The organism is Glaciibacter kafniensis (genome assembly GCF_039538945.1).
Classification (GTDB): domain Bacteria; phylum Actinomycetota; class Actinomycetes; order Actinomycetales; family Microbacteriaceae; genus Cryobacterium; species Cryobacterium kafniensis.
Map to the genome: position 1 here is coordinate 454,593 of NZ_BAABCN010000002.1, position 25,005 is coordinate 479,597.

Genomic DNA, 25,005 nt, shown 5'->3' on the forward strand with positions numbered 1-25,005 from the left:
CATGCGTCCCCTCGACCCCCGACTGCTGCGCTACGCCTCAGCGGCACGCTGGTTTCTCGCCGGTACCGCCCTGGTCAGCCTGGTGCAGACCTTCGCCATCATCGCCTTCGCCTGGCTGCTCAGCCAAGCGATCACCGGTGCGGTCGAGGGGCGCCCGCTCGCCGACCTGGCGGGCGGGATCGGGACTCTGGCCGCGGTCATTGTGCTGCGTGCGGTACTGATCTGGCTGCAGGAGCTGTTGGCCCAGAGGGCGGCGGCGATCGTGAAGACCCAGTTGCGCTCGCAGGTTCTGGATGCCGTGGCCCGGCGAGGGCCGGACTGGCTCGCCGGGCGGCAGAGCGCGCAGGTGTCGACCGTGGTCACGACCGGGCTCGACGCACTTGACAACTATTTCTCCCGCTACCTGCCGCAACTGCTGTTGACGGCGATCGCGACGCCGATTCTGGTGCTCGTGATGCTGATTCAGGATGTGCCGAGCGGGATCACCGTGATCGTCGCGTTGCCGCTCATCCCGGTCTTCATGATTCTGATCGGCTTGGCTACCCGCGGCGTGCAGAAGGCGCAGTGGGAGTCGCTGCAGCATCTCTCGAACGGCTTTCTCGACCTGGTCGGCGGGCTCGGCACCCTGAAGATTTTCGGGCGTGAGAACCGCCAGACGGGTCGGTTGCGCGCTATCACCGAGGACTACCGTCAGCGCACCATGGCGGTGTTGAAGGTGTCGTTCCTGAGCGGCTTCGTGCTCGAACTTGCCGCGAGCCTCTCCGTCGCCCTGGTTGCGGTCGGGGTCGGCCTGCGCCTGGTCGACGGCTCGCTGCTGCTCGGGGTGGGGTTGTTCGTATTGCTGTTGGCTCCTGAGGTGTTCTTGCCGGTGCGTCAGGTCGGCGCCCAGTTCCACGCGGCGGCCGACGGGCTTGCCGCAGCCGAAGAAGTTTTCGCGATTCTGGAGGAGACGAGCGGGGGAGACGCCGGCCGCGCTTTCGATCCCACGTCTGTTCGCACGTCTGGTCGCATGGCTGGTCACACGGCTGGTCACACGCTAGGTCGCATCGCCGCCGACGCGTCGTCATTCGATCGTGCGACGGATGCCACGCTCTGCTTCGACGACGTGACGATTCACCGCGGCGAGACGCCGATCGTGCACCGATTCACCGCGGAGTTTCGGCCGGGTGACTTCAGCGTGGTCACCGGCCCGAGCGGTGCCGGAAAATCCACCCTGATCGCGGCGCTGCAGGGATTCATCGACTATGACGGCATGATCACCCTCGGCGGAGCGCTGATCGCTACGGACTCCCCGCGCGACTGGCTCGCCTGGTCGGGGCAACGGCCCGGACTGTTCGCCGGAACGATCGCCGAGAATGTGACGCTGGGGGAGACATCCGTCAACGACGCAGCGCTTCGCTCGGCGCTCGCCGACGCCGGGGCGGCGGACCTCGACCCGGCGACAATGCTGGCGGTTGCCGGCGAGGGACTCTCGGGAGGTCAAGCGCAACGCGTGAGCGTGGCGCGCGCCTTCTACCGGGCGCGGGTTCGCGACTGCGCCGTCGTGGTTCTGGATGAGCCGAGCTCTGCACTTGATGCGGCGGCCGAGACCGCGCTCATCCGCGGGCTGCAGGCGCTCGCCGCAGAGGGACGCATCGTGATCGTGATCAGCCACCGGCCGGCCCTCTGTGCCGAGGCGCAGCAGGTCGTCAGGATTCAGGTGCCCGCCCATGTCTGAAACCACGATGACCGCTGCGTCGGCGTCGGCGCATGCCGCCAACGCGTCGGCCGCTCGCAAGGCCGAGACCCGCTCGATTCTGCGTTTGGCGCAGCCGCGACCGCGCTCGTTTGTGCCAGGCCTGTTGGCCGGTGTGGCCGGCGCACTGATGGCGGTGGCGTTGCTCGCGTGCTCGGCCTGGCTGATCACACGGGCGGCCGAACAGCCGCCGATCATGTTTCTTTCGATGGCTGTCGTCGGGGTGCGTGCGTTCGCGCTGGGCCGATCGGCGTTTCGCTACCTGGAACGGGTGGTCAGCCACGACGGTGCGTTCCGTCAGCTTGCCGCGCTGCGGCTCGGCGTGTTCCGACGGCTGTTGCCTCTCGCGCCGGCCGGATTGTCGGGCGCCGGACGCGGCGATCTGTTGACGCGACTGGTTCGGGATGTCGACGACTTGCAGGATCTCCCGCTGCGCGTCGTGCAGCCGCTGCTGACCTCACTCCTCGTTGCGGTGCTGAGCGTCGTCGGGGTGTGGCTGATCCTTCCCGCTGCGGCCATCGCGCTCGCGGTCTGCCTGGTGCTCGGCGGGCTGCTCGGCACGGCGCTGTCGGGGGCCGTCGCCGCGTCGTCAGAGCGCGCCATCGCCCCGCTGCGCGGAAAGCTGTCCAATGACGTGCTCGAAGTGGTCGAGAACCTCGACGTGCTGCGTTCCTTCGACGCGCTCGACACACGTCTCGCCGGGATCGCCGACCTCGACGCGCAGCTGCGACGCGCGACGCTGCGCCGGGCTCTCGGGTCGGGACTGCAAGCCTCCATCACGTCTCTCGTGGCCGGGGCGGCGACGCTTGCCGCCCTGGTGCTGGGAATCCCGGCGCTCGATCTGCCCGGTGCCGGAGCAATGCTCGGCGCACTGAACGGACCGGCACTCGCCGTGATCGTGCTCGTGCCGATGGCTGTTTTCGAGGTGTTCGCCGCGATTCCTGCGGCGCTCGGCGTCTGGCGCCAGGTGCGCGCGAGCGCCGAACGCGTGGCCGGGGTGGCGCCCGCTGAGGTGCCGGTTGAGATTCCGGTGGATGTCGTGGGTGACGCGGATGCCGGTGAGCAGTCTGACGCTCAGATTGACGCGCTCACGGCGCAGGCTGACGCGCTTCGGGTGCTCGGCCCCGTGCTCGAGGTGGCCGATCTGTCGGTGCGTTGGCCGGGGCAGTCGGCTCCGGCGGTTTCAGGGGTGTCATTCCGGTTGCAGCCGGGAGACCGGATGCTGGTGGCCGGCCCGAGTGGTGCTGGCAAGACCAGCATCGCCCACGCGCTCGTGCGTTTTCTCGACTACTCCGGCTCCTACCGGATCGACGGCATCGAAGCCCGCGAGTTGCCCCAGCACGAGGTGCGACGCGTGGTCGGACTGTGCGAGCAGCGACCCTGGCTCTTTGACGAAAGCATCCGTCAGAATCTGCTCTTCGCCCGCGAAACGGCCACCGACGACGACCTTCTCGCCGTGCTCGACCGGGTGGGCTTGGCCGGATGGACGGCCGAGCGCGGCGGTTTAGACGCCCGCGTCGGCCAACGCGGCGCCCTCGTCTCGGGTGGTCAAGCGCAGCGGATTGCTGTCGCGCGGGCGGTGCTCGCCGACTTTCCGGTGCTGATCCTGGACGAGCCGACAGCGAACGTCGACGTGCAGCAAGCCGACCGACTGGTGCGGGACATCTTGCAGGCGGCCGGCGACGAGCGTGCAGTGCTGCTCATCTCGCACACCCCGGTGCCCGCTGAGCTGATCACGGCGCGGCTGGACCTGGCCTGACGAACGACGCTCGTCGCACGTCTAACCCGTCGTCGCCGGGATTCCTACACGAAGGGCGGGTCGTCGTCTGAACGGACGTCGGCGGAGCCCGAATCGCCGGCCTCTGATGCAACGGCCTCTGACGCAACGGCCTCTGAGCCCGCGGCCTCTGAGCCCGCGGCGTCATCGTGTGCCGCGGTCATATGCCGAGCCTCACGCCGATTCAGCCACTTCTTGACGAAGAACACAATCACGATGAACGCCGCGATAATGCCGACGAAGATGTAACCGGCGAAGTGCAGCCGGCCGGACAGCTCGCGGTAGCTTCCGGCTGCTGCCGCACCGACACTGACGTAGGCGAACGACCAGATCAGGCAGGCGGGCACCGTCCACGCGATGAAGGTGCGGTATCGCATGCCGCTCATCCCGACGGTGAGCGGAATGAGTGAGTGCAAAACGGGAAGAAATCGCGACAGAAAGACCGCAATCCCGCCGCGGCGGTCGAGGTAGGCCTCAGCCTGTGTCCAATGCTTCTCGCCAATTCTTCGGCCGAGCCCGCTGCGCCTGATCCGCGGGCCGAAGTAGCGGCCGAGCGCAAAGCCGATGCTCTCTCCGATCAGCGCGCCGGCGATCACCGCGATGACGAGGGCGAAGTACTCGACCGGGTTCTTCACGCCGGTCGCGGCGACGATCACGATGGTGTCGCCCGGCACCACGAGTCCGATCAGAACCGAAGTCTCCAAGAGGATGCCGACGAAAGCGATGAGCGTGCGCACGACCGGGTCGACACTGGAGACGGTGTCGAGGATCCAGCCGAGAAAGTCGTTCACCCCAGACAGCCTAAGGGGTGGGCGCGTGAGGTGACGAGGCGCCGATCGGCATGGTTCAGGCGGGAGTGATCCGCAACAGCACGCGATCCTTGTTGCCGGAGGTGGCCAGCCGTTCGATGAACATGAAGATGCGGTATTCGAGGCGATATTTCGCACCGAAGACCGCGGTCAGGAGTGCGCGACTCGCGTCGTCGTCGACGACCATCGCGGCGCCGGCGATCGTGACGGCATCCGCTTCAACCTTGCCGGTGCGGCTGCACGGCCGCATCTCGACGCGACGACTGTTGCGCAAGCGCTTGACCTTGCCGCTCTCTTTCGGAGTCGTCACGATCAGGTCGTCGCCGTCTCTGGCGATCCAGACCGCGGTCGAAACGGGCACGCCGTTCTTTCGAAACGTGGTCAGTGAGACGAAGCGGTTGTCGGCGAGGGCGATGAACTCAGCGGTAGTAGGCACCTGCACACACTAGACGAGACGACGCTGCCTACCAGCCCCGCCCAGTCACGCTGCTCAGGCAATCATGCGGTGCGGCCGAGGTGTTCGGCCAGAAACTCTTCCCAGGTGCGCCGGCCGACCGCCTGGGCGGGTGCGAGGGCGGCGCCGGCCCGAATGGCCCGAGCGGCCTGACCGGGGAGGTACAACGGAAGCAGCAGCTTGTGCCGGTGCACGGCCTCCAGATAGCTGTAAACCAGATCGGCCAGTGTGTAGGTGCGCGGTCCACCGAAATCAGCGACCCGTCCGGCCGGCTCGCCGAGTGCGAGCTCCGTCAGTCTCGCGGCCACCTCTGTGGAGTCGACCGGTTGAAACCGAAACCCGGACGGGGCCGGGATCACCGGGAGTTTCACCAGCTGCTCGGCCACCAACAGGACAAGGTCGTAGAACTGGGTGGCGCGCAGCGTCGTGAAGGGTAAACCGCTGCCGGAAACCACACGTTCGGCGGCGAGCTTTGAGCCGAAGTAGCCGAACATGGTGCGATCCGCCTTGCTTCGCATCGGGATGCTCCCGGCACCGACGACGGAGATGAAAACGAGATGCGGGCGGCCAGAGCGCGCAGCGGCGCGCACGAGAGTACGAGCCTTCAGGTCGTCGCCGCTGCTGCCGCCGGCACAGTGCACAATAATCTCGGTGCCCTGGACGGCGCCGGTGATTCCCTCGCCGGTGCTCAGGTCGCCGGTGACGAAGTCGACCCCGTCGACGGGGGACTGAGGATGTCGGCTGAGAACCCGAACCTCACGGCCGGTGCCCCGCAGGAGCGTGACGACCTGACGACCGAGCGTGCCCGATCCGCCGGTGACGAGAATTGGTGAAGTCATGCTGTCTCCATTTCCCCTCCAATCATGCCGCGAGGTGCCGAGAGACGACAGGCGTCGCCTTCGCCAGTTGAACCCGCTGGTCGGTCAACTGGCTGGTCAACCGACTTGTCAACTCACTTGCCCGCCGGCTCACGCCCTAGGCTGAGATCGTGTCTGCGACGGTTCGAGCTTTTCCCCTGGCGCACTGGTGGGAACCCGCGCACGTTTTTCAGACGCTGTACGGCGAGAGTAGTCATGCGTTCTGGCTCGACGCAGGTGCTGACGCCGAGAGCGGATTCAGCTATCTGGGGGCGGCGACCGAGCGGTCGCGTGTGGTGACGGCATCCGTGTCTGAGGGAACGGTGACGGTGACGGTTCCTGCTGCAGCGGATGCACCGGGCACGCCGCCACACACGTCGCAGCAGTCGATCTTTGACTTTCTCCGTGACGACCTCGCCGGCTCGCAGTCCGACCTCGATGCCCGCCCGCTGACCGACCCCGGCACCGGCGGATTCCGCCTCGGTTGGGTGGGCTGGCTGGGTTACGAGCTCGGTGCCCAGACGGTGGGGGCGCCGGTGCACCCCTCGCGCTATCCGGATGCCGCGCTGTTGCACGTCGATCGCGCGCTTGCCTTCGACCATGCTTCCCGCCAGGTCAGTGTGCTGGTCTGGGTCGGGTCGGCCCAGGATACCGCCGGCCTCGAACTCTGGACGACGCAGCTGGAGTCGCAGCTCGCGCTCGCGCTCGCCCCCGGAGACCAGTCCGAGGCGAGTCCGACGGCCGCAGCCGGTCCGGCATCCGTGACTTCGACCACCGCCTCGGACTACACCCCGGCCAGCCCCCGCTGGCGGCACAGTGAGCACGAATACGCCGAGCTGATCCGTCGCTGCCAGAGTTCGATCACCGCCGGCGACGCCTACCAGATCTGCCTCACCAACGAGATCGCGCTCGACCTGCGCCCCGATCCGCTCGAGACCTACCTGGCCCTCCGCGCCGGGAGCCCGAGCCACCACGGGGGGCTGCTGCGATTCGGCGACATCGCCCTGCTGAGCGCCTCACCCGAACAGTTTCTGACGGTGACGGCCGACCGCCGTGTCACGACCAAACCGATTAAAGGCACTCGCCCGCGCGGCGCCGATCTCGCAGAAGACGCGCGACTGCGTGCCGAGCTTCTGGCCAGCGACAAGGAGCGCGCTGAGAACCTGATGATCGTCGACCTCATGCGCAACGATCTCGGCCGCATCGCGCAGCTGGGCTCTGTCTCGGTGTCGCATCTGCTGGCCGTCGAGTCGTACGCTCACGTGCACCAGCTGGTCAGTACCGTCGAGGCTGACTTGGCCGCCGAAGTGACGAGCACGGATGCCGTCGCAGCCTGCTTTCCAGCCGGCTCCATGACTGGTGCGCCCAAGCGCAGTGCCATGACCATTCTTGACGGGCTGGAAGGCGGCCCGCGCGGAATCTATGCCGGAGCGTTCGGTTATCTCGGCTTTGACGGCGCGGTCGACCTGGCCATGGTCATCCGCAGCATCGTGCTGGATAGTCACGGCGTCACGATCGGCACCGGCGGGGGAATCACCGCGCTCTCCGACCCCCTCGAGGAGATCGAGGAGACCCGGGTGAAGGCCGCTGCTCTCCTGGCCGCGCTCGGCGTGCGGGTTTAGTACCCTAGAAGCTTGGACGTCGCTCACAGGAGCTCGTCTGTCTGAGCGAATGCTCCAACACCCGCATTGAATGAGAGTCACGTGGCACACGAGCACGACAACACACAGAACTGGGCCGAGGCCGAGGGCGACATCTACGACTTCGCAGCAATCCAGGCGAAGTGGCAGCCGATCTGGGACGAGCTCAAGCCGTTCGAGACCAGCGACCCCGACGACAACCGCCCACGCAAGTACGTGCTCGACATGTTCCCGTACCCCTCTGGCGATCTGCACATGGGTCACGCCGAGGTCTACGCACTCGGCGACATCGTGGCCCGCTACTGGCGCCACCAGGGCTTCAACGTGTTGCACCCCATCGGCTGGGACAGCTTCGGCCTGCCCGCCGAGAACGCCGCCATCAAGCGAGGCATCGACCCGCGCGGCTGGACCTACGACAACATCGCGCAGCAGAAGAAGAGCATGAAGCTCTACGCGGCATCCTTCGACTGGTCGCGCGAGATTCACACCAGCGACCCCGAGTACTACAAGTGGAACCAGTGGCTGTTTCTGCAGATGTACAAGAAGGGCCTCGCCTACCGCAAGGACAGCTGGGTCAACTGGGACCCGGTAGACCAGACGGTTCTGGCCAACGAGCAGGTGCTCGCCGACGGCACGAGCGAACGCAGCGGCGCCGTCGTCGTCAAGAAGAAGCTCACCCAGTGGTACTTCAAGATCACCGACTACGCCGACCGTTTGCTCGACGATCTCAACCAGCTCGAGGGCGCCTGGCCCTCGAAGGTACTGCAGATGCAGCGCAATTGGATCGGCCGTTCGATCGGTGCGGATGTCGACTTCACGATCGAAGGACGCGCCGCGCCGGTCACGGTCTTCACGACGCGCCCCGACACGCTGTTCGGCGCGACCTTCATGGTCGTCGCCCCCGACGCCGACCTCGCCTCGGAGCTCGTCGCGGACGCCGCCCCTGAACTGCAGGCTGCGTTCAAGGAATACCTGGTCAAGGTTCAGAACAGCACCGAGATCGAGCGTCAGGCCACCGACCGCGAGAAGACCGGTGTGTTCCTCGGTCGCTACGCGATCAACCCGGTCAACGGCGAGCGACTGCCGATCTGGGCCGCCGACTACGTGCTGGCCGACTACGGTCACGGCGCAGTGATGGCTGTTCCGGCACACGACCAGCGCGACCTCGACTTCGCCCGCGCCTTCGACCTGCCCGTGCGGGTTGTCGTCGACACGCTCGCCCCCATCACGGGTGCGATCCCCGTGGTCACAGAGGGAATGCTCGACGGCAGCGAAGAGCTTCCGCAGCTCGACCCCGCATCGACCGGAATCGCGCTGGCCGGCGAAGGCCGCCTGATCAACTCTGGCGCCCTGAACGGGATGAGCAAGAACACCGCCGTTGCCGCGATGATCACGACGCTGACGGATGCCGGAACCGGTCGTGCCGCCAAGAATTACCGCCTGCGTGACTGGCTGATCTCCCGCCAGCGCTACTGGGGCACCCCCATCCCGATCATCCACGGCGAAGACGGCACCGAGATTCCGGTTCCCGAAGACCAGCTGCCCGTGCTGCTGCCGCCGACGGAGGGCCTCGACCTCAAGCCAAAGGGCACTTCGCCGCTCGGCGGAGCGACCGACTGGGTCAACGTGCCGAACCCGATCGACGGCACCCCGGCCAAGCGCGACGCCGACACCATGGACACGTTCGTCGACAGCTCCTGGTACTTTCTGCGCTTTCTCAACCCGAACGACGACACGAAGGCTTTCGACCCGAAGGAAGCCGACAAGTGGGCGCCGGTCGACCAGTACGTCGGTGGCGTCGAACACGCCATCCTGCACTTGCTCTACGCCCGATTCATCACCAAGGTGCTGCACGACCTCGGCTACCTCAACTTCACCGAGCCGTTCAGCGCGCTGCTGAACCAGGGCATGGTCATCCTCGATGGCGCGAAAATGTCGAAGAGCAAGGGAAACCTGGTCTACTTCACCGAGGAGATCGACCGCCACGGTGTCGACGCGGTGCGTTTGACGATGGCGTTCGCCGGCCCGCCGGAAGACGACATCGACTGGGCCGATGTGTCTCCGGTCGGTTCGTCGAAGTTTCTCGCGCGTGCCTGGCGCGTGGCGAAGGATGTCACGAGCGCGCCGGAGGTCGACTGGTCAACGGGTGACGTGGCACTACGCCGCGTGACCCACCGGTTCCTGGCCGATGCACCGGGACTCACCGAGTCGTTCAAGTTCAACGTGGTCGTCGCGCGCCTGATGGAGCTCGTCAACGCGACCCGCAAGGTGATCGACACCGGTGCCGGCCCCGCGGATGCCGCAGTGCGCGAAGCCGCGGAGGTCACCGCCATGGCGCTGAACCTCTTCGCCCCGTATACGGCTGAAGACATGTGGGAGCGCCTCGGTTACGAGCCCTGCGTCGCCCTCGTGCAGTGGCGCAAGGCCGACCCGACACTGCTCGTGACCGAATCGCTGACCGCTGTAGTTCAGGTCGACGGCAAGGTGCGTGACCGCTTCGAGGTCTCGCCCAAGATCGATGCCGACGAGCTGGAGAAGCTGGCCAGGGAGTCTCGGGCGGTCATCCGCTCGCTCGGCGATCGTGAGATCGTCAAGGTCATCGTGCGTGCACCGCGCTTGGTGAGTTTCGTCACCAAGCCGTAGTTTTCGATCGCCTTCGGTATCTCAACGCGAGCCGACATCCTCACCGGATGTCGGCTCGCGTGCGTTGGGTGACCGGTCCATCCCGTTGGTCGAGCCTGTCGAGACCACGCATGCCGAACTCGAGACCTGACCTTCGCAGAAATCGGCATAGCCTCCGTACGTAAAACCGGAGATTGTGCAACACGCCGCGGTGAGGTGCCCGTTTTGCACGGCGTGTCGCAGAATCTCCTCCTTTACGTTGCGGGCTCGGGGCGGGGCGGATGTCCGGACAGTCCCGTCTCAGCGGTCGAGCTCATCGTGCGATGTACCGAGCCCGTCAGCGATCCCGCGAGCCGCCCTCGCGACCCGACCTCCACAGCTCCCCCCGCCTCCGGTTCCTCACCGATTCTCAGCGCTCCTGAAGTCAGCCGGAATTCACGGCCTAACCTGCCGCAATGGAGCCAGATTCCGCTGCAGATCCGCTTGCCCAGCTGCATCCAGCTGCGCGTTCCGCATCCCCGCGGGTGCGTATCGGCATCGGCGCAGCGATCGTACTTCTGATCCTCGCCCTGATCGTGGCAGTCGTTGTGTCTGCGTTCAGACAGGAATCGGGCAGCACGGTGGTGGCGCCAGGCAGCATGACGACGAGCATGTCGCCGAACGACGCTTCCGGGGGAGCGGATGCTGCGGCATCGCCGTCCGCAGCGGGTCAGGATTCCGAGAGCGGCGCAGGCACAACGGGCGAGGGGGCCTTTCTCTTTGTGCATGTGCTCGGTGCGGTGCGCAAACCCGGACTGTTCCAGCTCGCAGAGGGCGCGCGCGTCGTGGACGCGATCGCGGCCGCCGGGGGCTTGTCGGAGGCGGGAGATCCGGCCGGAGTGAACCTGGCGCGTGCGGTCAGCGACGGGGAGCAACTCTACGTTCCGGCGCGCGGCGAGGCGCAGCCTCAAGCGCCACCCGCCAGCGGAGGCGGCGGCGCGGTCGGCGGTTCTGCATCCGGGGGCGTGGTCGCTGCGCTGGTGAACCTCAACACGGCGACGATTGCCGACCTCGATTCGCTCCCGCGAATCGGACCGGCGATGGCCCAGCGCATCATCGACTTCCGCACGGCGAACGGGAGATTCAGCAGCATCGATGAGCTGCGAAATGTGACGGGAATCGGAGAGAAGACCTTCGACGGGTTGAAGGACTTGGTCACGGTATGAGCGGCTCGGTCACGGCATGAATGGCTTGGTCACGGCATGAACCTCGATCTGCGCTTGGCCGCACCGGCAGGTGCGGCGTGGGTGATCGCCGGCGTGCTCGTCGCGACACCTGCCCCGGTGGCTGCGTGGTCGAGCGTCGTGCTCTGGACCGCATCGGGCGCGCTGCTGTGCTGGCTGGTGCTGCAGCGGCGTGCGCGGGCCGGCCCACTGCGCGCAGGGGTTTCCGCGTCTCGCTCCCCGGACATCCCGAGTCCCGCATCGTCGGCTCTGCGCCCCGCGAAGCCGAGAGGGTCGTGGTGGGCAATGATCGCGGTATCGTGCGCCAGTGGGGCGCTGGTGGCTTCCGTTGTCGCGATGACGGCGCCCAGCCGGCTTCCCGAGAGCGTGGTCAGCGCAGCGACCGAGCGCACCGCCGTCACCGCAGCGCTGACGGTGTGGTCGACTCCAGTAACCTCGCAGTCGTACGGGGCCGGTGCCGCCGGTGCGCCCGGATCATCCGGTGCGCCCGGGGCGCACGCGCCGCCTGAGCGCGTACGGTTTCGGGCCACGCTCACTGTGCTGACGGTGGGTCGTGACGCCAGGCAGATGTCGGTGCCGGTCGTGGTCTTCGCCGAGACGCCCCTGATCGTCGAAAACCCGCCGGGCCCAGGATCGAGGCTCCGTATCGGCAGCCTGATCGAGCTCACCGGCAGCCTCGTTGCCACCGAGCCCGGTGATGCGGCGTCGGCTCTCTTCTTCGGGCGCAGCCCGCCCCGCATCGTCGCGCAACCGCCGGGTTGGCTCGAGTGGGCGGATGTCCTCCGCACTGAATTCTCGGCAGCCGCCGCTCGGCTTCCCGGCGCTGGAGCCGACCTTCTGCCCGGCCTCGCGATCGGTGACACCAGCGCGGTCGACGACACGCTCGACGCGGCGATGAAGGCGAGTTCGCTCAGCCACCTCACTGCGGTGTCCGGGGCGAATTGCGCGGTCGTCGTCGCCGGGATCATGCTGCTCACCCGCTCGCTCGGCCTGCGGCGACGCTGGCGGATCGCCTTCTCGCTCGCGGCATTGCTCGGGTTCGTGGTGTTGGTCACGCCGGAGCCGAGCGTGCTGCGGTCGGCGGTGATGGCATCCGTCGTCTTGATCGTCGGGGGCCTGGGGCGTACCGGCCGCGGAGTGTCGACCCTGTGCCTCGTCGTCATCGGGTTGCTCGCCGTCGACCCGTGGCTGTCCCGCAACTATGGCTTCACACTCTCGGTGCTCGCAACCGGCGGACTGCTGCTACTCGCCGGGCCGCTGACCCGGGTTCTCGCACGCTGGATGCCGCGCGTCATCGCGGCCGCCATCGCGATCCCGTTGGCCGCCCAGATCGCCTGCCAGCCGGTTCTGCTGCTTCTGACGCCGACTCTCGCGCTGTACGGGGTGCCGGCGAATCTGTTGGCGGCACCGGCCGCGCCAATCGCGACGGTGATCGGCTTGATCGCCTGCCTCCTGCTTGCCGTGGTTCCGTGGTTGGCCACCCCTCTCGTGCACCTGGCCTGGTTGCCATCGGCGTGGATCGCGGCCGTCGCCCAGACCGTCGCAACGTTGCCGGGCAATCGGCTGCCCTGGCTCGACGGGGTGCCCGGTGTTCTGCTGATCGCTCTCGTGACGGTGCTCGCGCTGCTCCTGGTGCTTCGTCCGTCGGGGAGACGGATACTGACGCTGCCGGTCTCGGGGCAGCTGGCGCCGCTGCCGGCGCCGCTGCCGGGGTCGCTGGCATCGCTGCCGGGGTCGTTGCCGGTGTCGCAGTCGCCGGCGATGAGTGATGCATCGAGCGCGCCGCAGAGGCGCACGGCGCTTGGCAGCCGTCCGCTCTGGCGGCTCGTCGCATCCGCTCTGCTGCTCATCGTGTGCGGCGCCTACGCCGGAACGCTGTTCGGCACAGGAATCGGTCGAGTCGCCGGCAGGCCGGGGGATTGGCAGATTGCCGCCTGCGACGTGGGGCAGGGCGATGCGGTCGTCGTACGCGATGGCAGCGCGCACGCCCTGGTCGACGTCGGACCAGATCCCGCCCCGCTCACTGCGTGTTTGACCGACCTGGGCATCGACCGCATCGAACTCTTGGTGCTCAGCCACTACGACCTCGATCACATCGGCGGCCTCGACGCCGTCATCGGCCGCGTCGACCATGCCATCGTCGGCCCGCCGGAGAACGCGAAAGACGAGTGGCTGCTCCAGCGGCTGATGGGCGGGGGAGCGAGCGTGACCATGGCCGCGCGCGGTGACACCGGGATGCTGGGCGGGCTGCGCTGGGACGTGCTGTGGCCCCTCCCGCCGTCTGCCCAGAGCGGCGTCGATCACGCCGGCAACGCCGGAAGTGTGACCGTCAGTTTTGAGGGCAGGGGCATCCGGTCGATCTTTCTCGGTGACCTCGGCGAAGATGCCCAAAACGGCCTGTTGGATGCGTCGCACCCGGCCGCAGTGGATGTCGTCAAGGTCGCCCATCACGGCTCCCGCGATCAGAGTGCTGCTCTGTACGCCCGACTTCACGCGACGGTTGGGTTGATCTCGGTCGGGGCCGACAACGGGTATGGCCATCCGACTCAGGCATTGCTCGATCTGCTCGCATCGGTCGGAACGGTGGCCGTGCGCACCGATCTGCAGGGGATGATTGTGGTCGCGCCAGCCGCAGCGGGGCACGGGGCGCTGTCGGTGTGGACCGAGCGCCAGACTGGGATTGTGCCAGCCGCGGCAGCATTTGTCTCGACACTGCCCGCTCCTCCCGCGCCCGCCACGCCGCCACCCGCGTCGAGGCGTCCCGGCCCCGGCTAGGCTGGAATGAGCAATCGAAGGGAACTCACGTGGCTGCACGACCTGCTGCACGAAGCGCCGGCGCCGGCAAGGCGACGAAGGCCGCGGCTATCCCGCAGCTGGCCTGGCATCAGGTGCGACCGGCACCCATTGTGCTCGTTTCCGGAACCGAAACCGTGTTGGCCGAGCGCGCCATCCGTCAGTTGCGCGACTTTCTGAAGCTCGAAGACCCGAGCCTGGAGGTCAGCGATGTTCAAGCTGACAGCTACGCGCCGGGGGAGCTCGTCACGCTCGCCAGCCCGTCGCTCTTCGACGAGCCACGGATGATCAGGGTCAGCGCGGTCGAGAAATGCAGTGATTCCTTTCTGGCCGAGGCGCTGGAGTATCTCGAGAACCCGGCAGAGGGTGCCTACCTCGTGCTGCGTCACGCCGGGGGTGTGCGCGGAAAGAAGCTCCTCGAAGCGATTCGCTCTGGCAGCGGCGGCGGCATTGAGATCGTCTGCGCTGAGCTCAAGAAAGATACAGAGAAGTACGACTTCGCCTCGGCGGAATTCAAGACGGCCGGCAAGCGCGTCACCGCGAGTGCTCTGCGCGCCCTCGTCGGGGCGTTCTCCGACGATCTGGCCGAACTGTCCGCAGCCTGCCAGCAGCTGATCTCCGATTCCAGCTCTGAAGTGACCGAGACCACCGTCGACCGCTATTACGGCGGTCGGGTCGAGGCCAACGCCTTCAAGGTTGCGGATGCCGCGATCGCCGGGCGAAACGGCGAGGCGTTGGTGATCCTGCGGCATGCCCTCGCGTCGGGCGCCGACCCGGTGCCGGTCGTGGCCGCTTTCGCCAGCAAGATCCGCACGATGGCGAAGCTGTACGGCGTGCGCGGTGCCACCGGCCAACTCGCCTCCCAGTTTGGTTTGGCGCCCTGGCAGGTCGAGCGTGCTCAACGTGATCTCCGCGGCTGGACCGACGAAGGTCTCGCCCGGTGCATCCAGGCTCTGGCCGAGACCGACGCCAGCGTGAAGGGCGCCGGGCGCGATCCGGTGTTCGCGATCGAGCGTCTCATCGGCATCATTACGCGGCGCGGCGCCGACGCTTAGCCGCTCGTGCGGCTAAGCCACTCGTCCGGCTAAGTCACTCGCGCGGCTTAGCCGCTCGTGCGGCCAAGCCACTCGTCCGGCCAAGCCACTCGCGCGGCCAATGCACTCGTGCGGCTTGACGTCCTGGCCTGAGCGGGGCATCCGTTCTGCGCGCATTTGCCCGCGAGAGGTCGCAGACCGCCCCTTCGACGCGATTCATGGGGCGGTCTGCGACCTCTCGCGAACAAATTGGGGTGCTCGATGAATTCTGCCGGACAACGCGAAAGGCCCCCACCTCGAGAGGTAGGGGCCTTGTCGTCAGACACGCACGAGGCGCGTCTGAGAAGAACGACTAAACGAGTGCGTTGACCGACTTCGAGATTGCGGACTTCTTGTTCGCAGCCTGGTTCTTGTGGATGACACCCTTGCTGACTGCCTTGTCGAGCTTCTTCGAAGCCAGAACCAGGCTTGCAGCAGCCTTGTCCTTGTCGCCGGCGATGACGGCAAGGCGCGTTGCACGGATGGCACGCTTGAACTCGCTCTTGACCGCCTTGTTGCGCTCCTGAGCCTTCTTGTTGGTGCCAATACGCTTGATCTGCGACTTGATATTTGCCACTTTTATTTGCTTTCGTTAGTTGCTAATTGGATGTGCCGCTAGGCGGTAGAGGGGCGCTTCGCGGCTAGTCGTGTGGGGTGGGACCCAACACGCAAGTCAACAAGCAACGTTATCAGCTTAATCGTGGCGGCAACAATCGACTCAGAAGATTGGGTCGGATGTCATGCCCGAGCCGGCCAGGAACAGTCTTTTGCTCCCGGCTGCCGTCAGGCTTTCCTGATCGTCCCCAGTGCGCGCGCCTTGGCGACGGCGGCAGTGCGCGAGGTGACCCCGAGCTTCGTGAAGATATGCACGAGGTGCGACTTGACCGTCGCCTCGCTGAGAAAAAGGTCTTGGCCGATTTCCCGGTTCGATCGCCCGGCGGCCACCAGGCCGAGCACCTCGGCTTCGCGCAGGGTGAGCTGTGTCTCGGGGGCGCGCGTGCGCGTGTCGAGTCGGCTCGCAACCGCCGGAGCCAGCGCACTCTCGCCGGCCGCGGCGGCACGCACGGCGGCGATGAGTTCGGACGGCGGGGCATCCTTCAGCAGATAGCCGCTGGCCCCGGCCTCGATCGCGCCGAGAATGTCGGCATCGGTGTCGTAGTTGGTCAGCACGAGCACGCGCGGCGCCCCCGGCTGCGAGCGCACCCGCCGGGTGGCCTCTGCGCCATGCAGCTCGCCGCCGAATTGCAGGTCCATCAGTACGAGATCGACCGAACCGGATGCCGCGGCCGCGACAGCCTCCTCGGCGGTCTGAGCCTCGGCGGTGACCTCCATGTCTGGCTCGGCCGAGAACAGCGCACGCAGTCCGGCGCGCACGACGGGATGATCATCGGCAAGCAGCAGGCGGATCATCGGGTCTCCTCCCCGAGAGGAAAGGTCACGGCGAGCGCCGTTCCTTGCTCAGGTGTTGATTCCAGCACGAACGTACCGCCGAGCTGTTCGACGCGCTGACGGATGGCGACGAGACCGAATGACTCGTGCTGCTCACCAAGTGGGGCTGCCGTCGGGGTGAAACCGCGGCCGTTGTCGACGATGTCGAGGGTGACCTCGTCGGTCATATAGCTGAGGGTGACTTCCGCGCGGCTGGCCGCGGCATGCTGGGCGACATTGGCGAGGGATCCCTGGGCGATCCGCAACAGCGTCGCCTCGAGCCGCATCGGCAGCGGAACGGGCTCACCGGTGACGTGCAGGCTCACGATCGTGTGCACGTCGGACTGGGCGGCCTCGGTGGTTGCCGTCTCGGTGAGGCGCTTCAACGCTCCTGGCAGCGTCTGCTCGACCAGGGCCGGCGGGGTGAGTTCGCGGATGAATCGCCGTGTCTCCTGCAGGTTGGCGGCGGCCGTCTCGCGGGCGAGCCGCAGGTGGTCTCGCGCCGTCGCATCCGTCACCGTGCGTTCGGCCGCATGCAGCAGCATCTGAATGCTCGACAGTCCTTGCGCGATGGTGTCGTGAATCTCTCTGGCCAGACGTTCACGCTCGGCGAGGGTGCCTGCCGCGCGCTCGGTGGCGGCGAGCTCGGCGCGCGTGGCGATCAGGTCGGCGATCAACGCTTGGCGCTCGGCTGCCTCGCGAAGCAGTGCCTGGTAGGCCATGCCGATGGCGATGGCGACGCCTGCGCCGATGAGCGGGCCGAGCACGGCGCCGAGGTTGAAGCCCAGGTGATAGGTGAGCGCCCAGATGGCGAGGAGCACGCTGACCATCACGGCCGGGATGCCCCAGCGCAGGGGGAGAACGTGAAGCTGGAGAAAGAACAGCGGAAACACGATATATGCGGCGTCGGAGGCGAGCAGTGTCAGCACGAGCCAGAGCGCCATCAGAGTGATCAGCCAGACCGGAATGACCCACGGCGCGGAGTTTGTGCGTGCCAGGTGTCCGCCGCCGATGTACACGCCGAGAAAGAGTGCGGCCAGGGTGACGACAACGCCGGGCAGTGGCCAGACGCCGAACAGTGCGCGCACGATGACGAGTGCGGTGAGGGCGGCGATCAGGGTGTGCATGCCGATCCGAAGCGCCAAGAAGACCGGCGTCAACGCCGAGTGGGGGAGCTGGCTGCCGATGCTGGCGTCGGGCCGGGTGATGGCGTCGGGGAGCAGGCTGGCGTCGGGCCGGGTGGTGCCGTCGGGGAGCAGGCTGGCGTCGGGCCGTGTGTTGGCGTCGCGGAGTGACATTGCGTTCAGCCTAGCCAGCACACCGGTGAGGGGGCATCCATCGAAATGTTGACCGCGCGCGAGGCTGCGCGACGAACTCAGGGATGCTTGCTTGCTATTTAGCACTAGTGCTAACTTGCGAATATGCAACGGAATTCGAACAGGCCGGTTGGGCCGATTGGCGCGACGTCGCTCAAGCTCGCGATCACGGGCGGAACGGGGTTCGCCGGTCGCCACCTGGCCGAGCGTTTCGACGCCGAGAACGTCGTGATCATGTCGAGGCGAACCGGCGTCGACGTGGACGACGTCGAGGCGCTCGCCCGCGCATTCTCCGGGTGTGACGTGGTCGCCCACTTCGCGGGCATCAATCGGGAGATCGGCACGCAGACCTACGACCGAGTGCATGTGCGGGGCACAGCGGCGGTCATCGAGGCGGCGAAGCGGGCGGGAGTGACGAAGATCGTGATGCTGAGCTTTCTGCGTGCCCGGCCCGACTGCGGATCGGCGTACCACGAGTCGAAGTTCGCGGCAGAGGAGCTGATCCGTGCCTCGGAACTCGACTTCACCATCCTGAAGGCCGGCATGATCTACGGGCGCGGCGACCATTTGATTGATCACCTCAGCCGCACCGTGACAACGATTCCGCTGTTTGCCGCGGTCGGTCTGCAGGAGAAGCCGATCCGGCCAATCCCGATCAACGACCTCGTCGACATCACCGTGGCCGCGGTGGCCGGGCGGATGCCGCGCGCGACTGTCGCGGTCACGGGCGCGGAGCAACTCATGCTCAGCGAGGCGGTCAGCCGGGTTGCACGCGTCGTGGGGCGCCGCGTGTGGGTGTTCCCCGTGCCGATCTGGGCGCATTACCTTCTGGCGCAACTCACCGAGTGGACGATGACGGTGCCGCTGATCGCGAAGGCGCAAGTGCGCATGCTTGCGGAGGGGGTTGTCGACGCGGCCCCGGCGGCGGCGGAGGTTCCCGCCGATCTGACGCCGCGCAACCGCTTCACCGATGAACAGATTCGCCGCGCGCTGCCGCAGGCGGGCGGATTCGGCTGGTGTGACCTGCGGCTGGCGCAGCGACTGGCTCGACGTGGTCGACTATCGGGCTGACCCCTGAAAGGGCTGATCAATCGGGCGTTTCGGGCTCCCCGGTGAGAACGTGCGCCGCTAGGCTCGCCGCATGGCAATTCACGCGCAGCGTTCTGCACCCTTTCCGGTACTGGCCAGTATCTGACCAGCATGAATAATCCTGAGGGGGAGACGATGACACGGTCGACGACACAAAGAACGGGGCACCGGCGAGCGCTTGCTTCTGCACTGCTGGCCGGCGCAGTGGCCGGGGCCGTTGTCGCCCTGCTAGCAGGCTGTGCGAGCGAACCCGTCGGGCGCACTCCCAACCCAACGGCGACTGCGCAGCTGGCCGTCACCATCCCGATGCCCGATCTCGGTGCGTCGCCGACCAGCCCGCCACTTTCTCCCGCAGAGAAGGAACGGCAGAGGGTGAGTGCGCAGGATGCGCTCTGGGGCACCGTGTTGGCGACCTATCCCGATGCCGTGCGCCCTGAGGTGTCGTTTACTGACTACGTGACCGACGAGAACCGTGTGGACGTGCGCTCCTCGTGCTTCGCTGCAGCAGGTCTGGAGGTTGAGACGGGGTCGACTGCCGACGGCGTCGTCTTATCTGTGAGCGCGCTACCCCGGAACCAGGCCGAGGCCGTGAGTGCCTATGTCTGCGACGCGGAGCATCCGACCGAACCGTATCCGCTGCCGAACGACGCGGTGTTGAGCTGGGTGTACGACTACCTCACGCAATTTCTCGCTCCGTGCTACGCAGCGAACGGCATCGAAAACCCTGCTCCGCCCACGCGGGAGGACTTCGTGGCGCAGTGGCCGAACCAGAACTGGTTCCCTTCGCTGGGAGACATGCCAATGGGAACTCCCCGGGAGGAGGCGATTCTGAGTGCGTGCCCCACGGCCAACTAGAAACCGGCGCTTATCTGCGCGCAGGCTCTGGCGCATCCGCCCCGCAATCGAGCTCGTGGGGGAGACTGAAGCATGACCCTCGCCTGGAGAAACGTGATCGCGATGCTCGTCAACCCCGAATTGCGACGCGCGTATGCCGAGGTCGTGCTGGCTGAGGCGGTGGCGAAGCCGCTGACGGATGTCCAGCGCGGCAAGGCACTCGCCAAGCTCGAACGAGCCGGATTCATCGCACGCTCCGACGACGGAACACTCACGGCCCCGAGCGAGTCGCTGACGGCTCTGCTGGCCGAGGCTCCCGTCAGGCCGGTCCGTGAGGGGCCCCAGCGGTTCCTGACCGCTGAGGGTCAGATCGATCGGTACCCGGCGAACGGAGAGGAGCGCCGTGTCTTTCTCGCCTGGATCGCGAATGAGACGTTCACCGAAGGCGAGATCCTGACCGAGCCCGCTGTCAACGAGCGCCTCAGCGTTTATGGTCCCGACGTCGCTGTGCTCCGACGCTCCCTTGTCGACCATGGGCTTCTCGAACGCACGCGCAGCGGAAGCTCCTATGCACTCGCCGCTCAGCCCGGGGCATCCGCAGCATCTGAGGCACCTGCCGCATCAGCGCCATCCACCGAATCTGATCGTCACGCGGAGCTGTGACGCGATTCGCAGGCAGAAGTCAGCCTCGGCTCTGGTGAGAGCGCAGCCATTCAGCTATCGTTGCCCTGCTTAGTTCTCGCAGACGCACCACATCGAAGGAGGTGAGACCCATCAACGCACGTCAGGTTTCAGGGCTCTCCTCCGCCACCGTGTGACTCACACGGCATAGGTGACGAGAGCGCCATCGGTTTTCCGAAAGGCACACTCATGTCAGCATCTCCCACAGCACTCACTGAATCAGCACTTGTCACCCGGCTTCGAGCCGCCGGGTGCGTCTTCGCCGAAGACGAGGCGCGCTTGCTTCTCGCCGCAGCGGAAACTCCCGCCGCGCTCGCCGAGATGGTCGACCGGCGCGTCTTGGGCCTACCGCTCGAACACATCCTCGGCTGGGTCGAGTTCTACGGCCTCCGCGTTGAAGTAGATCAGGGGGTCTTCGTTCCCCGCCGCCGCAGCGAGTTTCTGGTGCAGGAGGCCGCGGCGCTCGCCGAGCCCGGCGCAGTGGTTCTCGATCTGTGCTGCGGATCGGGCGCGTTGGGGGTGGCGCTGGCGTCGGTCGTCCCCGGTATCGAACTTCACGCCGCCGATATCGAGCCAGCCGCGGTGCTCTGCGCTCGCCGCAACGTCGAGGGCCTGGGCGCCCGGCTCGGGCGCGCCGAACACGTCGGGCAGGCCGGGCACGCCGGGCACGCCGGGCACGTCGGGCACGCCGGGCAGGCCGGGCAGGCCGGGCACGCCGGGCACGTCTATCAGGGCGACCTCTACGCGCCGCTCCCGGCGATCCTGCGCGCACGCGTCGACATCCTGATGGCCAACACTCCCTATGTGCCGACGGATGCAATCGGCTTGATGCCGCCGGAAGCTCGCTTTCATGAGCCCCACGTCACACTCGACGGGGGAGCCGACGGCCTCGATGTGCAGCGCCGCGTGGCTGCCGCGGCGACAGAATGGCTGGCGCCCGGCGGGCATCTGCTCGTCGAAACGGGGGAGAGCCAAGCCGCGACAACCGCAGCTTTCTTTGCGAGCAATGGTCTCGATGTGCGCATCGCGACCTCCGAGGAGTTCTACGCCACGGTCGTGATCGGAACGCGGCCGGTCTGAATCGCGCCGGCGCCGCGCGGGCCGAGTGCCGTCACGCGGGTCGGACGCCGCTGCGCGGGGCGGGAGCCTGCGGCAACCGCGTGCAGAATCACGGCGCGCGGGTCCGGTGCCGCAACGCCAGTCGGCGCCGACCCGCGTGCCGGCGCCTGACCCGCGCAAAGGCATCCGCCTCGGTCGGAAGCCTGCGCCACCCCCCTTCGGAACGCGGCCGGTCTGAATCCGCGCCGGCGCCGCGCGGGCCGAGTGCCGTATCGCCACTGCGAGGCGAAAAACCGCTCCGGGCGTGCGCTCAAATCGTCGCCAGCGTTGACCTCCGGCGACGATTTGAGCGCACGCGTGGTGATTTGGCCGCGAGAACGACGCGACCCACACGCAGAAGCGGCGCCCAACCGCCCCCGGTCATGGGAGAATTGCCAGATCATGTCACCGAGAGCTCTCAAGGCGCTTGAACCGGCCGCAACTGCCCCCGCGTTCATCCGTAACTTCTGCATCATTGCCCACATCGACCACGGCAAGTCGACCCTCGCCGACCGGATGCTGCAGATCACCGGCGCCGTCGACGACCGGGCGATGCGCGCCCAGTACCTCGACCGCATGGACATCGAGCGTGAGCGCGGCATCACCATCAAGAGCCAGGCCGTGCGCATGCCGTGGGAACTCGACGGTCAGACGTACGCACTAAACATGATCGACACTCCCGGCCACGTTGACTTCACCTACGAGGTTTCCCGCAGCCTGGCCGCCTGCGAAGGCGCAATTCTTCTCGTCGATGCGGCTCAGGGTATCGAAGCCCAGACCCTCGCGAACCTCTACTTGGCGCTTGAGAACGATCTGACGATCATCCCGGTGCTGAACAAGATCGACCTGCCCGCTGCCGACCCCGAGAAGTACGCGAAGGAGCTCGCCAGCCTCATCGGCGGCAGCCCCGACGACGTACTGCGTGTCTCGGGCAAGACCGGCGTTGGCGTGGGCGAGCTGCTCGACCGCGCCACCCGGCTCATCCCGGCTCCGGTCGGCGACCCGGATGCCCCTGCTCGCGCCATGATCTTCGACTCGGTGTACGACAGCTACCGAGGGGTCGTCACCTACGTGCGCATGATCGACGGTGAGCTCAAGCCGCGCGAGAAGATTCAGATGATGTCGACTCGAGCCATCCACGAGATTCTCGAAATCGGTGTGAGCTCGCCAGAGCCAACCCCGAGCAAGGGACTCGGCGTCGGCGAGGTCGGCTACCTGATCACTGGCGTGAAAGACGTGCGCCTGTCGAAGGTCGGCGACACCGTCACGACGGCGGCCAAGCCCGCCACCGTGGCGCTGCCCGGCTATACCGAGCCGCAACCCATGGTTTTCTCTGGTCTCTACCCAATCGACGGTACCGACTTCCCGGTGTTGCGCGAGGCGCTCGACAAGCTCAAGCTGTCGGATGCCTCCCTCGTCTACGAGCCCGAGACATCCGTCGCCCTCGGCTTCGGTTTTCGTTGCGGCTTCCTCGGCCTGCTGCACCTCGAAATCATCACAGAGCGTCTCGAGCGCGAGTTCAACCTCGACCTGATCGCCACGGCGCCGAGCGTGCCCTACGAGGTCACCACCGACGACAAGCGCACCGTCACCGTCACAAACCCGAGCGAGTTCCCGAGCGGCAAGATCGCCAAGGTCGAAGAGCCGATCGTCAAGGCAGCGATTCTCGCGCCGAAGGACTACGTCGGCGTCATCATGGAACTCTGCCAGAGCCGCCGCGGCATTCTGCTCGGCATGGAGTTCCTCGGCGAAGACCGCGTCGAGATCCGCTACACGATGCCGCTCGGTGAGATCGTCTTCGACTTCTTCGACAATCTGAAGAGCCGCACCGCCGGTTACGCCTCGCTCGACTACGAGCCCATCGGTGCAGCGGAAGCCGACCTTGTCAAGGTCGACATCCTGTTGCAGGGCGAGCAGGTTGACGCGTTCAGCGCCATCGTGCACCGCGACAAGGCGTATGCCTACGGCGTGCTGATGACCACGCGCCTGCGTGAGCTCATCCCGCGCCAGCAGTTCGAGGTGCCCATCCAGGCCGCGATCGGTGCCCGCATCATCGCGCGCGAGAGCATCCGCGCCATCCGCAAGGACGTTCTGGCCAAGTGCTACGGCGGTGACATCAGCCGTAAGCGCAAGCTCCTTGAGAAGCAGAAGGAGGGTAAGAAGCGCATGAAGATGGTCGGCCGGGTCGAAGTACCGCAGGAAGCCTTCGTCGCTGCCCTCACCGGGGACACGGAGAAGAAGAAAGAGAAGTAGCCCCTCGGCGCACGTCTGCCGAGCTGTGAGTTTGTGCGCGTCCCAGCGATTCGCACTCGCACAAACTCACGGCTCGGCGAAGGCCGCCGTCACCATGCTGTGATCCGGCGGGTGCGAGTCGGGCGCCCTCTCGCTCACTAGGGTGAGGGTATGACGGGGACCATACGCAATTTCATCTTTCCGAGCGCCGCGATTGCGGTGCTGCTCGCACTCACGGGATGCGCAAGTGCACCGATCCCCAAGCCGGACACGACGCCCAGTGCTGCGACTTCGACCCCGACTCCGTTCTCGTCCTCGACGGCGGACCCGGTCGGGCCAGAGCTCTCCTCGCGACCCGAAGCCCGCGTGCCGCTTGGCTGCGACGAGTTGATGGGCGAGGGCGAACTCGCTCTCGCGATGAGCGGTGTTCCCGTCGACTCGATTTCAGTGCATCCGTCTTCGGCGAACAGCGGAACCATTGCCACCCTGCAGGGTGGCATGTTGGCGTGCTTCTGGCAGACCTTGGCCGATGCCGACCCGCAAATCGGTCGATGGAATATCCGACTGGAAATCTTGCCCGATGCCGCGGAGGCCTACCAGGCCGATGCCGCAGCGTTCCCACCCAACGAGAACGATCAAGCCCTGATCGGTCCCAACTCATCGGTGAGCTGTTTCGACGACGGCCCGTCGCGTTCCTGCGAGGTGAGTTTCGAGAACGATGGTTACTGGGTTGAACTCAACTACAGCGGCCTCGCCGCTGCGCACCCGGCCCGGACTGAACTTCTGGCCGATGCCGTAGAGATCGGCACCTCGATTCGGGACGACCTCAGTGCGGCCGGACCGCCGCGACCGGCCTTCTCTCCAGCTGCCGATGCACCGGCGCCGGTGGGTTCCTGTCTTCAGATCGATGCCGACGGCGCGTTTCGCGGTGGACTCGGCACGCCGTCCCTGATCGCGCCAGTGACCGACCAGATCGGAACGGCGATGGTTGGTGTCGCGATGGAACGCGCCGGCCGCGTCATCTGCACCTGGCGACAGACGGATGTCTACGCGACTCCCGCCGGTGAACTCAGACAGATTCGCATCGAAATGATTCCCGGCGCCGGGTGGGCCTGGCCAGAGCTTCTGGAGATTGCACTCGCCACGGATGCCGATGCGCAGGTCACGGTCCCTGGCGCCGATGCTGCTGTCGTCGTGTGTAGATCGGTCGACGATTGCACGGTGCAGGCGCTTGTCGGTGGTAGCTATCTCTCAATCGATGCGTGGAACGAGGAGGGCAACACCGCTGACGCCCGGGCCGGTGCACTGAAAGCGGCTGAATTGGCGATCTCCACCCTCTGACGA

Annotated in this window: 19 protein-coding genes; 13 read left to right on the forward strand and 6 right to left on the reverse strand. The window is 66.7% G+C overall.

What is annotated here, in order from left to right; all coding sequences use genetic code 11:
* The first annotated feature begins 1 nt into the window (after window position 1).
* The gene (gene cydD / locus ABD791_RS02640) at window positions 2–1,717 is read left to right on the forward strand and encodes a thiol reductant ABC exporter subunit CydD (RefSeq protein WP_345062008.1); all 1,716 of its coding nucleotides are present in this window, start codon (window positions 2–4) and stop codon (window positions 1,715–1,717) included.
* Window positions 1,710–3,494 carry a thiol reductant ABC exporter subunit CydC gene (cydC, locus tag ABD791_RS02645; protein WP_345062010.1) on the forward strand — a complete coding sequence of 595 codons (1,785 nt, stop codon included), beginning with the start codon at window positions 1,710–1,712 and terminating at the stop codon, window positions 3,492–3,494. The genes cydD and cydC overlap by 8 nt, the downstream gene beginning before the upstream one ends.
* Window positions 3,495–3,538: 44 nt before the next feature.
* On the opposite strand, the gene ABD791_RS02650 is transcribed toward cydC, so the two are convergent.
* The 3 genes from ABD791_RS02650 to ABD791_RS02660 form a co-directional block, all read right to left on the reverse strand.
* Window positions 3,539–4,303 (reverse strand): DedA family protein, encoded by a 765-nt coding sequence (locus ABD791_RS02650; protein ID WP_345062012.1) that lies wholly within the window; start codon window positions 4,301–4,303, stop codon window positions 3,539–3,541.
* Window positions 4,304–4,358: 55 nt separating this feature from the next.
* Complete coding sequence (locus ABD791_RS02655) at window positions 4,359–4,757, reverse strand: PPOX class F420-dependent oxidoreductase (protein WP_345062015.1); 399 nt, start codon at window positions 4,755–4,757, stop codon at window positions 4,359–4,361.
* Window positions 4,758–4,819: 62 nt separating this feature from the next.
* Entirely contained in the window at window positions 4,820–5,614 is a 795-nt protein-coding gene (locus ABD791_RS02660; RefSeq protein WP_345062017.1) for an SDR family oxidoreductase, read from the reverse strand.
* A gap of 149 nt (window positions 5,615–5,763) precedes the next feature.
* Here ABD791_RS02660 and pabB point away from each other — a divergent pair, with 149 nt between their 5' ends.
* The 5 genes from pabB to holA all read left to right on the forward strand — a co-directional run bounded on the left by pabB (window position 5,764) and on the right by holA (window position 14,965).
* A complete protein-coding gene (gene pabB, locus ABD791_RS02665) occupies window positions 5,764–7,254 on the forward strand; it encodes an aminodeoxychorismate synthase component I (RefSeq protein ID WP_345062019.1) in 1,491 nt (496 codons plus the stop codon).
* A gap of 81 nt (window positions 7,255–7,335) precedes the next feature.
* On the forward strand, window positions 7,336–9,915 hold the full coding sequence (gene leuS / locus ABD791_RS02670) for a leucine--tRNA ligase (RefSeq protein ID WP_345062021.1): 2,580 nt from the start codon (window positions 7,336–7,338) through the stop codon (window positions 9,913–9,915).
* 434 nt (window positions 9,916–10,349) lie between these two features.
* Window positions 10,350–11,099 carry a helix-hairpin-helix domain-containing protein gene (locus tag ABD791_RS02675; protein WP_345062023.1) on the forward strand — a complete coding sequence of 250 codons (750 nt, stop codon included), beginning with the start codon at window positions 10,350–10,352 and terminating at the stop codon, window positions 11,097–11,099.
* 36 nt (window positions 11,100–11,135) lie between these two features.
* Complete coding sequence (locus ABD791_RS02680) at window positions 11,136–13,892, forward strand: ComEC/Rec2 family competence protein (RefSeq protein ID WP_345062025.1); 2,757 nt, start codon at window positions 11,136–11,138, stop codon at window positions 13,890–13,892.
* Between the two features lie 29 nt (window positions 13,893–13,921).
* Window positions 13,922–14,965, forward strand: coding sequence for a DNA polymerase III subunit delta (gene holA, locus ABD791_RS02685; protein ID WP_345062027.1), 1,044 nt, complete (start codon window positions 13,922–13,924; stop codon window positions 14,963–14,965).
* A gap of 331 nt (window positions 14,966–15,296) precedes the next feature.
* On the opposite strand, the gene rpsT is transcribed toward holA, so the two are convergent.
* The 3 genes from rpsT to ABD791_RS02700 all read right to left on the reverse strand — a co-directional run bounded on the left by rpsT (window position 15,297) and on the right by ABD791_RS02700 (window position 17,709).
* Entirely contained in the window at window positions 15,297–15,560 is a 264-nt protein-coding gene (rpsT, locus tag ABD791_RS02690; RefSeq protein ID WP_345062029.1) for a 30S ribosomal protein S20, read from the reverse strand.
* Window positions 15,561–15,766: 206 nt separating this feature from the next.
* Complete coding sequence (locus tag ABD791_RS02695; protein WP_345062031.1) at window positions 15,767–16,393, reverse strand: response regulator; 627 nt, start codon at window positions 16,391–16,393, stop codon at window positions 15,767–15,769.
* Window positions 16,390–17,709 (reverse strand): sensor histidine kinase, encoded by a 1,320-nt coding sequence (locus ABD791_RS02700; RefSeq protein WP_345062033.1) that lies wholly within the window; start codon window positions 17,707–17,709, stop codon window positions 16,390–16,392. Before ABD791_RS02700 ends, ABD791_RS02695 begins: the two co-directional genes overlap by 4 nt.
* A 123-nt stretch (window positions 17,710–17,832) precedes the next feature.
* Here ABD791_RS02700 and ABD791_RS02705 point away from each other — a divergent pair, with 123 nt between their 5' ends.
* From ABD791_RS02705 to ABD791_RS02730, 6 genes are all read left to right on the forward strand, one after another.
* Window positions 17,833–18,798 carry an NAD(P)H-binding protein gene (locus ABD791_RS02705; protein WP_345062035.1) on the forward strand — a complete coding sequence of 322 codons (966 nt, stop codon included), beginning with the start codon at window positions 17,833–17,835 and terminating at the stop codon, window positions 18,796–18,798.
* 129 nt (window positions 18,799–18,927) lie between these two features.
* Window positions 18,928–19,671 (forward strand): hypothetical protein, encoded by a 744-nt coding sequence (locus ABD791_RS02710; protein ID WP_345062037.1) that lies wholly within the window; start codon window positions 18,928–18,930, stop codon window positions 19,669–19,671.
* A gap of 72 nt (window positions 19,672–19,743) precedes the next feature.
* Entirely contained in the window at window positions 19,744–20,313 is a 570-nt protein-coding gene (locus ABD791_RS02715) for a DUF2087 domain-containing protein (RefSeq protein ID WP_345062039.1), read from the forward strand.
* A 207-nt stretch (window positions 20,314–20,520) separates the two neighbouring features.
* Complete coding sequence (locus tag ABD791_RS02720; RefSeq protein ID WP_345062041.1) at window positions 20,521–21,411, forward strand: methyltransferase; 891 nt, start codon at window positions 20,521–20,523, stop codon at window positions 21,409–21,411.
* Between the two features lie 420 nt (window positions 21,412–21,831).
* Window positions 21,832–23,682 (forward strand): translation elongation factor 4, encoded by a 1,851-nt coding sequence (gene lepA, locus ABD791_RS02725; RefSeq protein WP_345062043.1) that lies wholly within the window; start codon window positions 21,832–21,834, stop codon window positions 23,680–23,682.
* Window positions 23,683–23,832: 150 nt separating this feature from the next.
* A complete protein-coding gene (locus ABD791_RS02730; RefSeq protein WP_345062045.1) occupies window positions 23,833–25,002 on the forward strand; it encodes a hypothetical protein in 1,170 nt (389 codons plus the stop codon).
* The last annotated feature ends 3 nt before the right edge of the window (window positions 25,003–25,005 follow it).

Coding starts and splice junctions, on each gene's coding strand:
- ABD791_RS02695 (WP_345062031.1), bottom strand. CDS start 16,393: ATGATCCGCCTGCTGCTTGCCGATGATCATCCCGTCGTGCGCGCCGGA.
- ABD791_RS02715 (WP_345062039.1), top strand. CDS start 19,744: ATGACCCTCGCCTGGAGAAACGTGATCGCGATGCTCGTCAACCCCGAA.
- ABD791_RS02730 (WP_345062045.1), top strand. CDS start 23,833: ATGACGGGGACCATACGCAATTTCATCTTTCCGAGCGCCGCGATTGCG.
- cydC (WP_345062010.1), top strand. CDS start 1,710: ATGTCTGAAACCACGATGACCGCTGCGTCGGCGTCGGCGCATGCCGCC.
- ABD791_RS02675 (WP_345062023.1), top strand. CDS start 10,350: ATGGAGCCAGATTCCGCTGCAGATCCGCTTGCCCAGCTGCATCCAGCT.
- ABD791_RS02710 (WP_345062037.1), top strand. CDS start 18,928: ATGAATAATCCTGAGGGGGAGACGATGACACGGTCGACGACACAAAGA.
- ABD791_RS02705 (WP_345062035.1), top strand. CDS start 17,833: ATGCAACGGAATTCGAACAGGCCGGTTGGGCCGATTGGCGCGACGTCG.
- ABD791_RS02720 (WP_345062041.1), top strand. CDS start 20,521: ATGTCAGCATCTCCCACAGCACTCACTGAATCAGCACTTGTCACCCGG.
- ABD791_RS02660 (WP_345062017.1), bottom strand. CDS start 5,614: ATGACTTCACCAATTCTCGTCACCGGCGGATCGGGCACGCTCGGTCGT.
- cydD (WP_345062008.1), top strand. CDS start 2: ATGCGTCCCCTCGACCCCCGACTGCTGCGCTACGCCTCAGCGGCACGC.
- lepA (WP_345062043.1), top strand. CDS start 21,832: ATGTCACCGAGAGCTCTCAAGGCGCTTGAACCGGCCGCAACTGCCCCC.
- ABD791_RS02680 (WP_345062025.1), top strand. CDS start 11,136: ATGAACCTCGATCTGCGCTTGGCCGCACCGGCAGGTGCGGCGTGGGTG.
- ABD791_RS02700 (WP_345062033.1), bottom strand. CDS start 17,709: ATGTCACTCCGCGACGCCAACACACGGCCCGACGCCAGCCTGCTCCCC.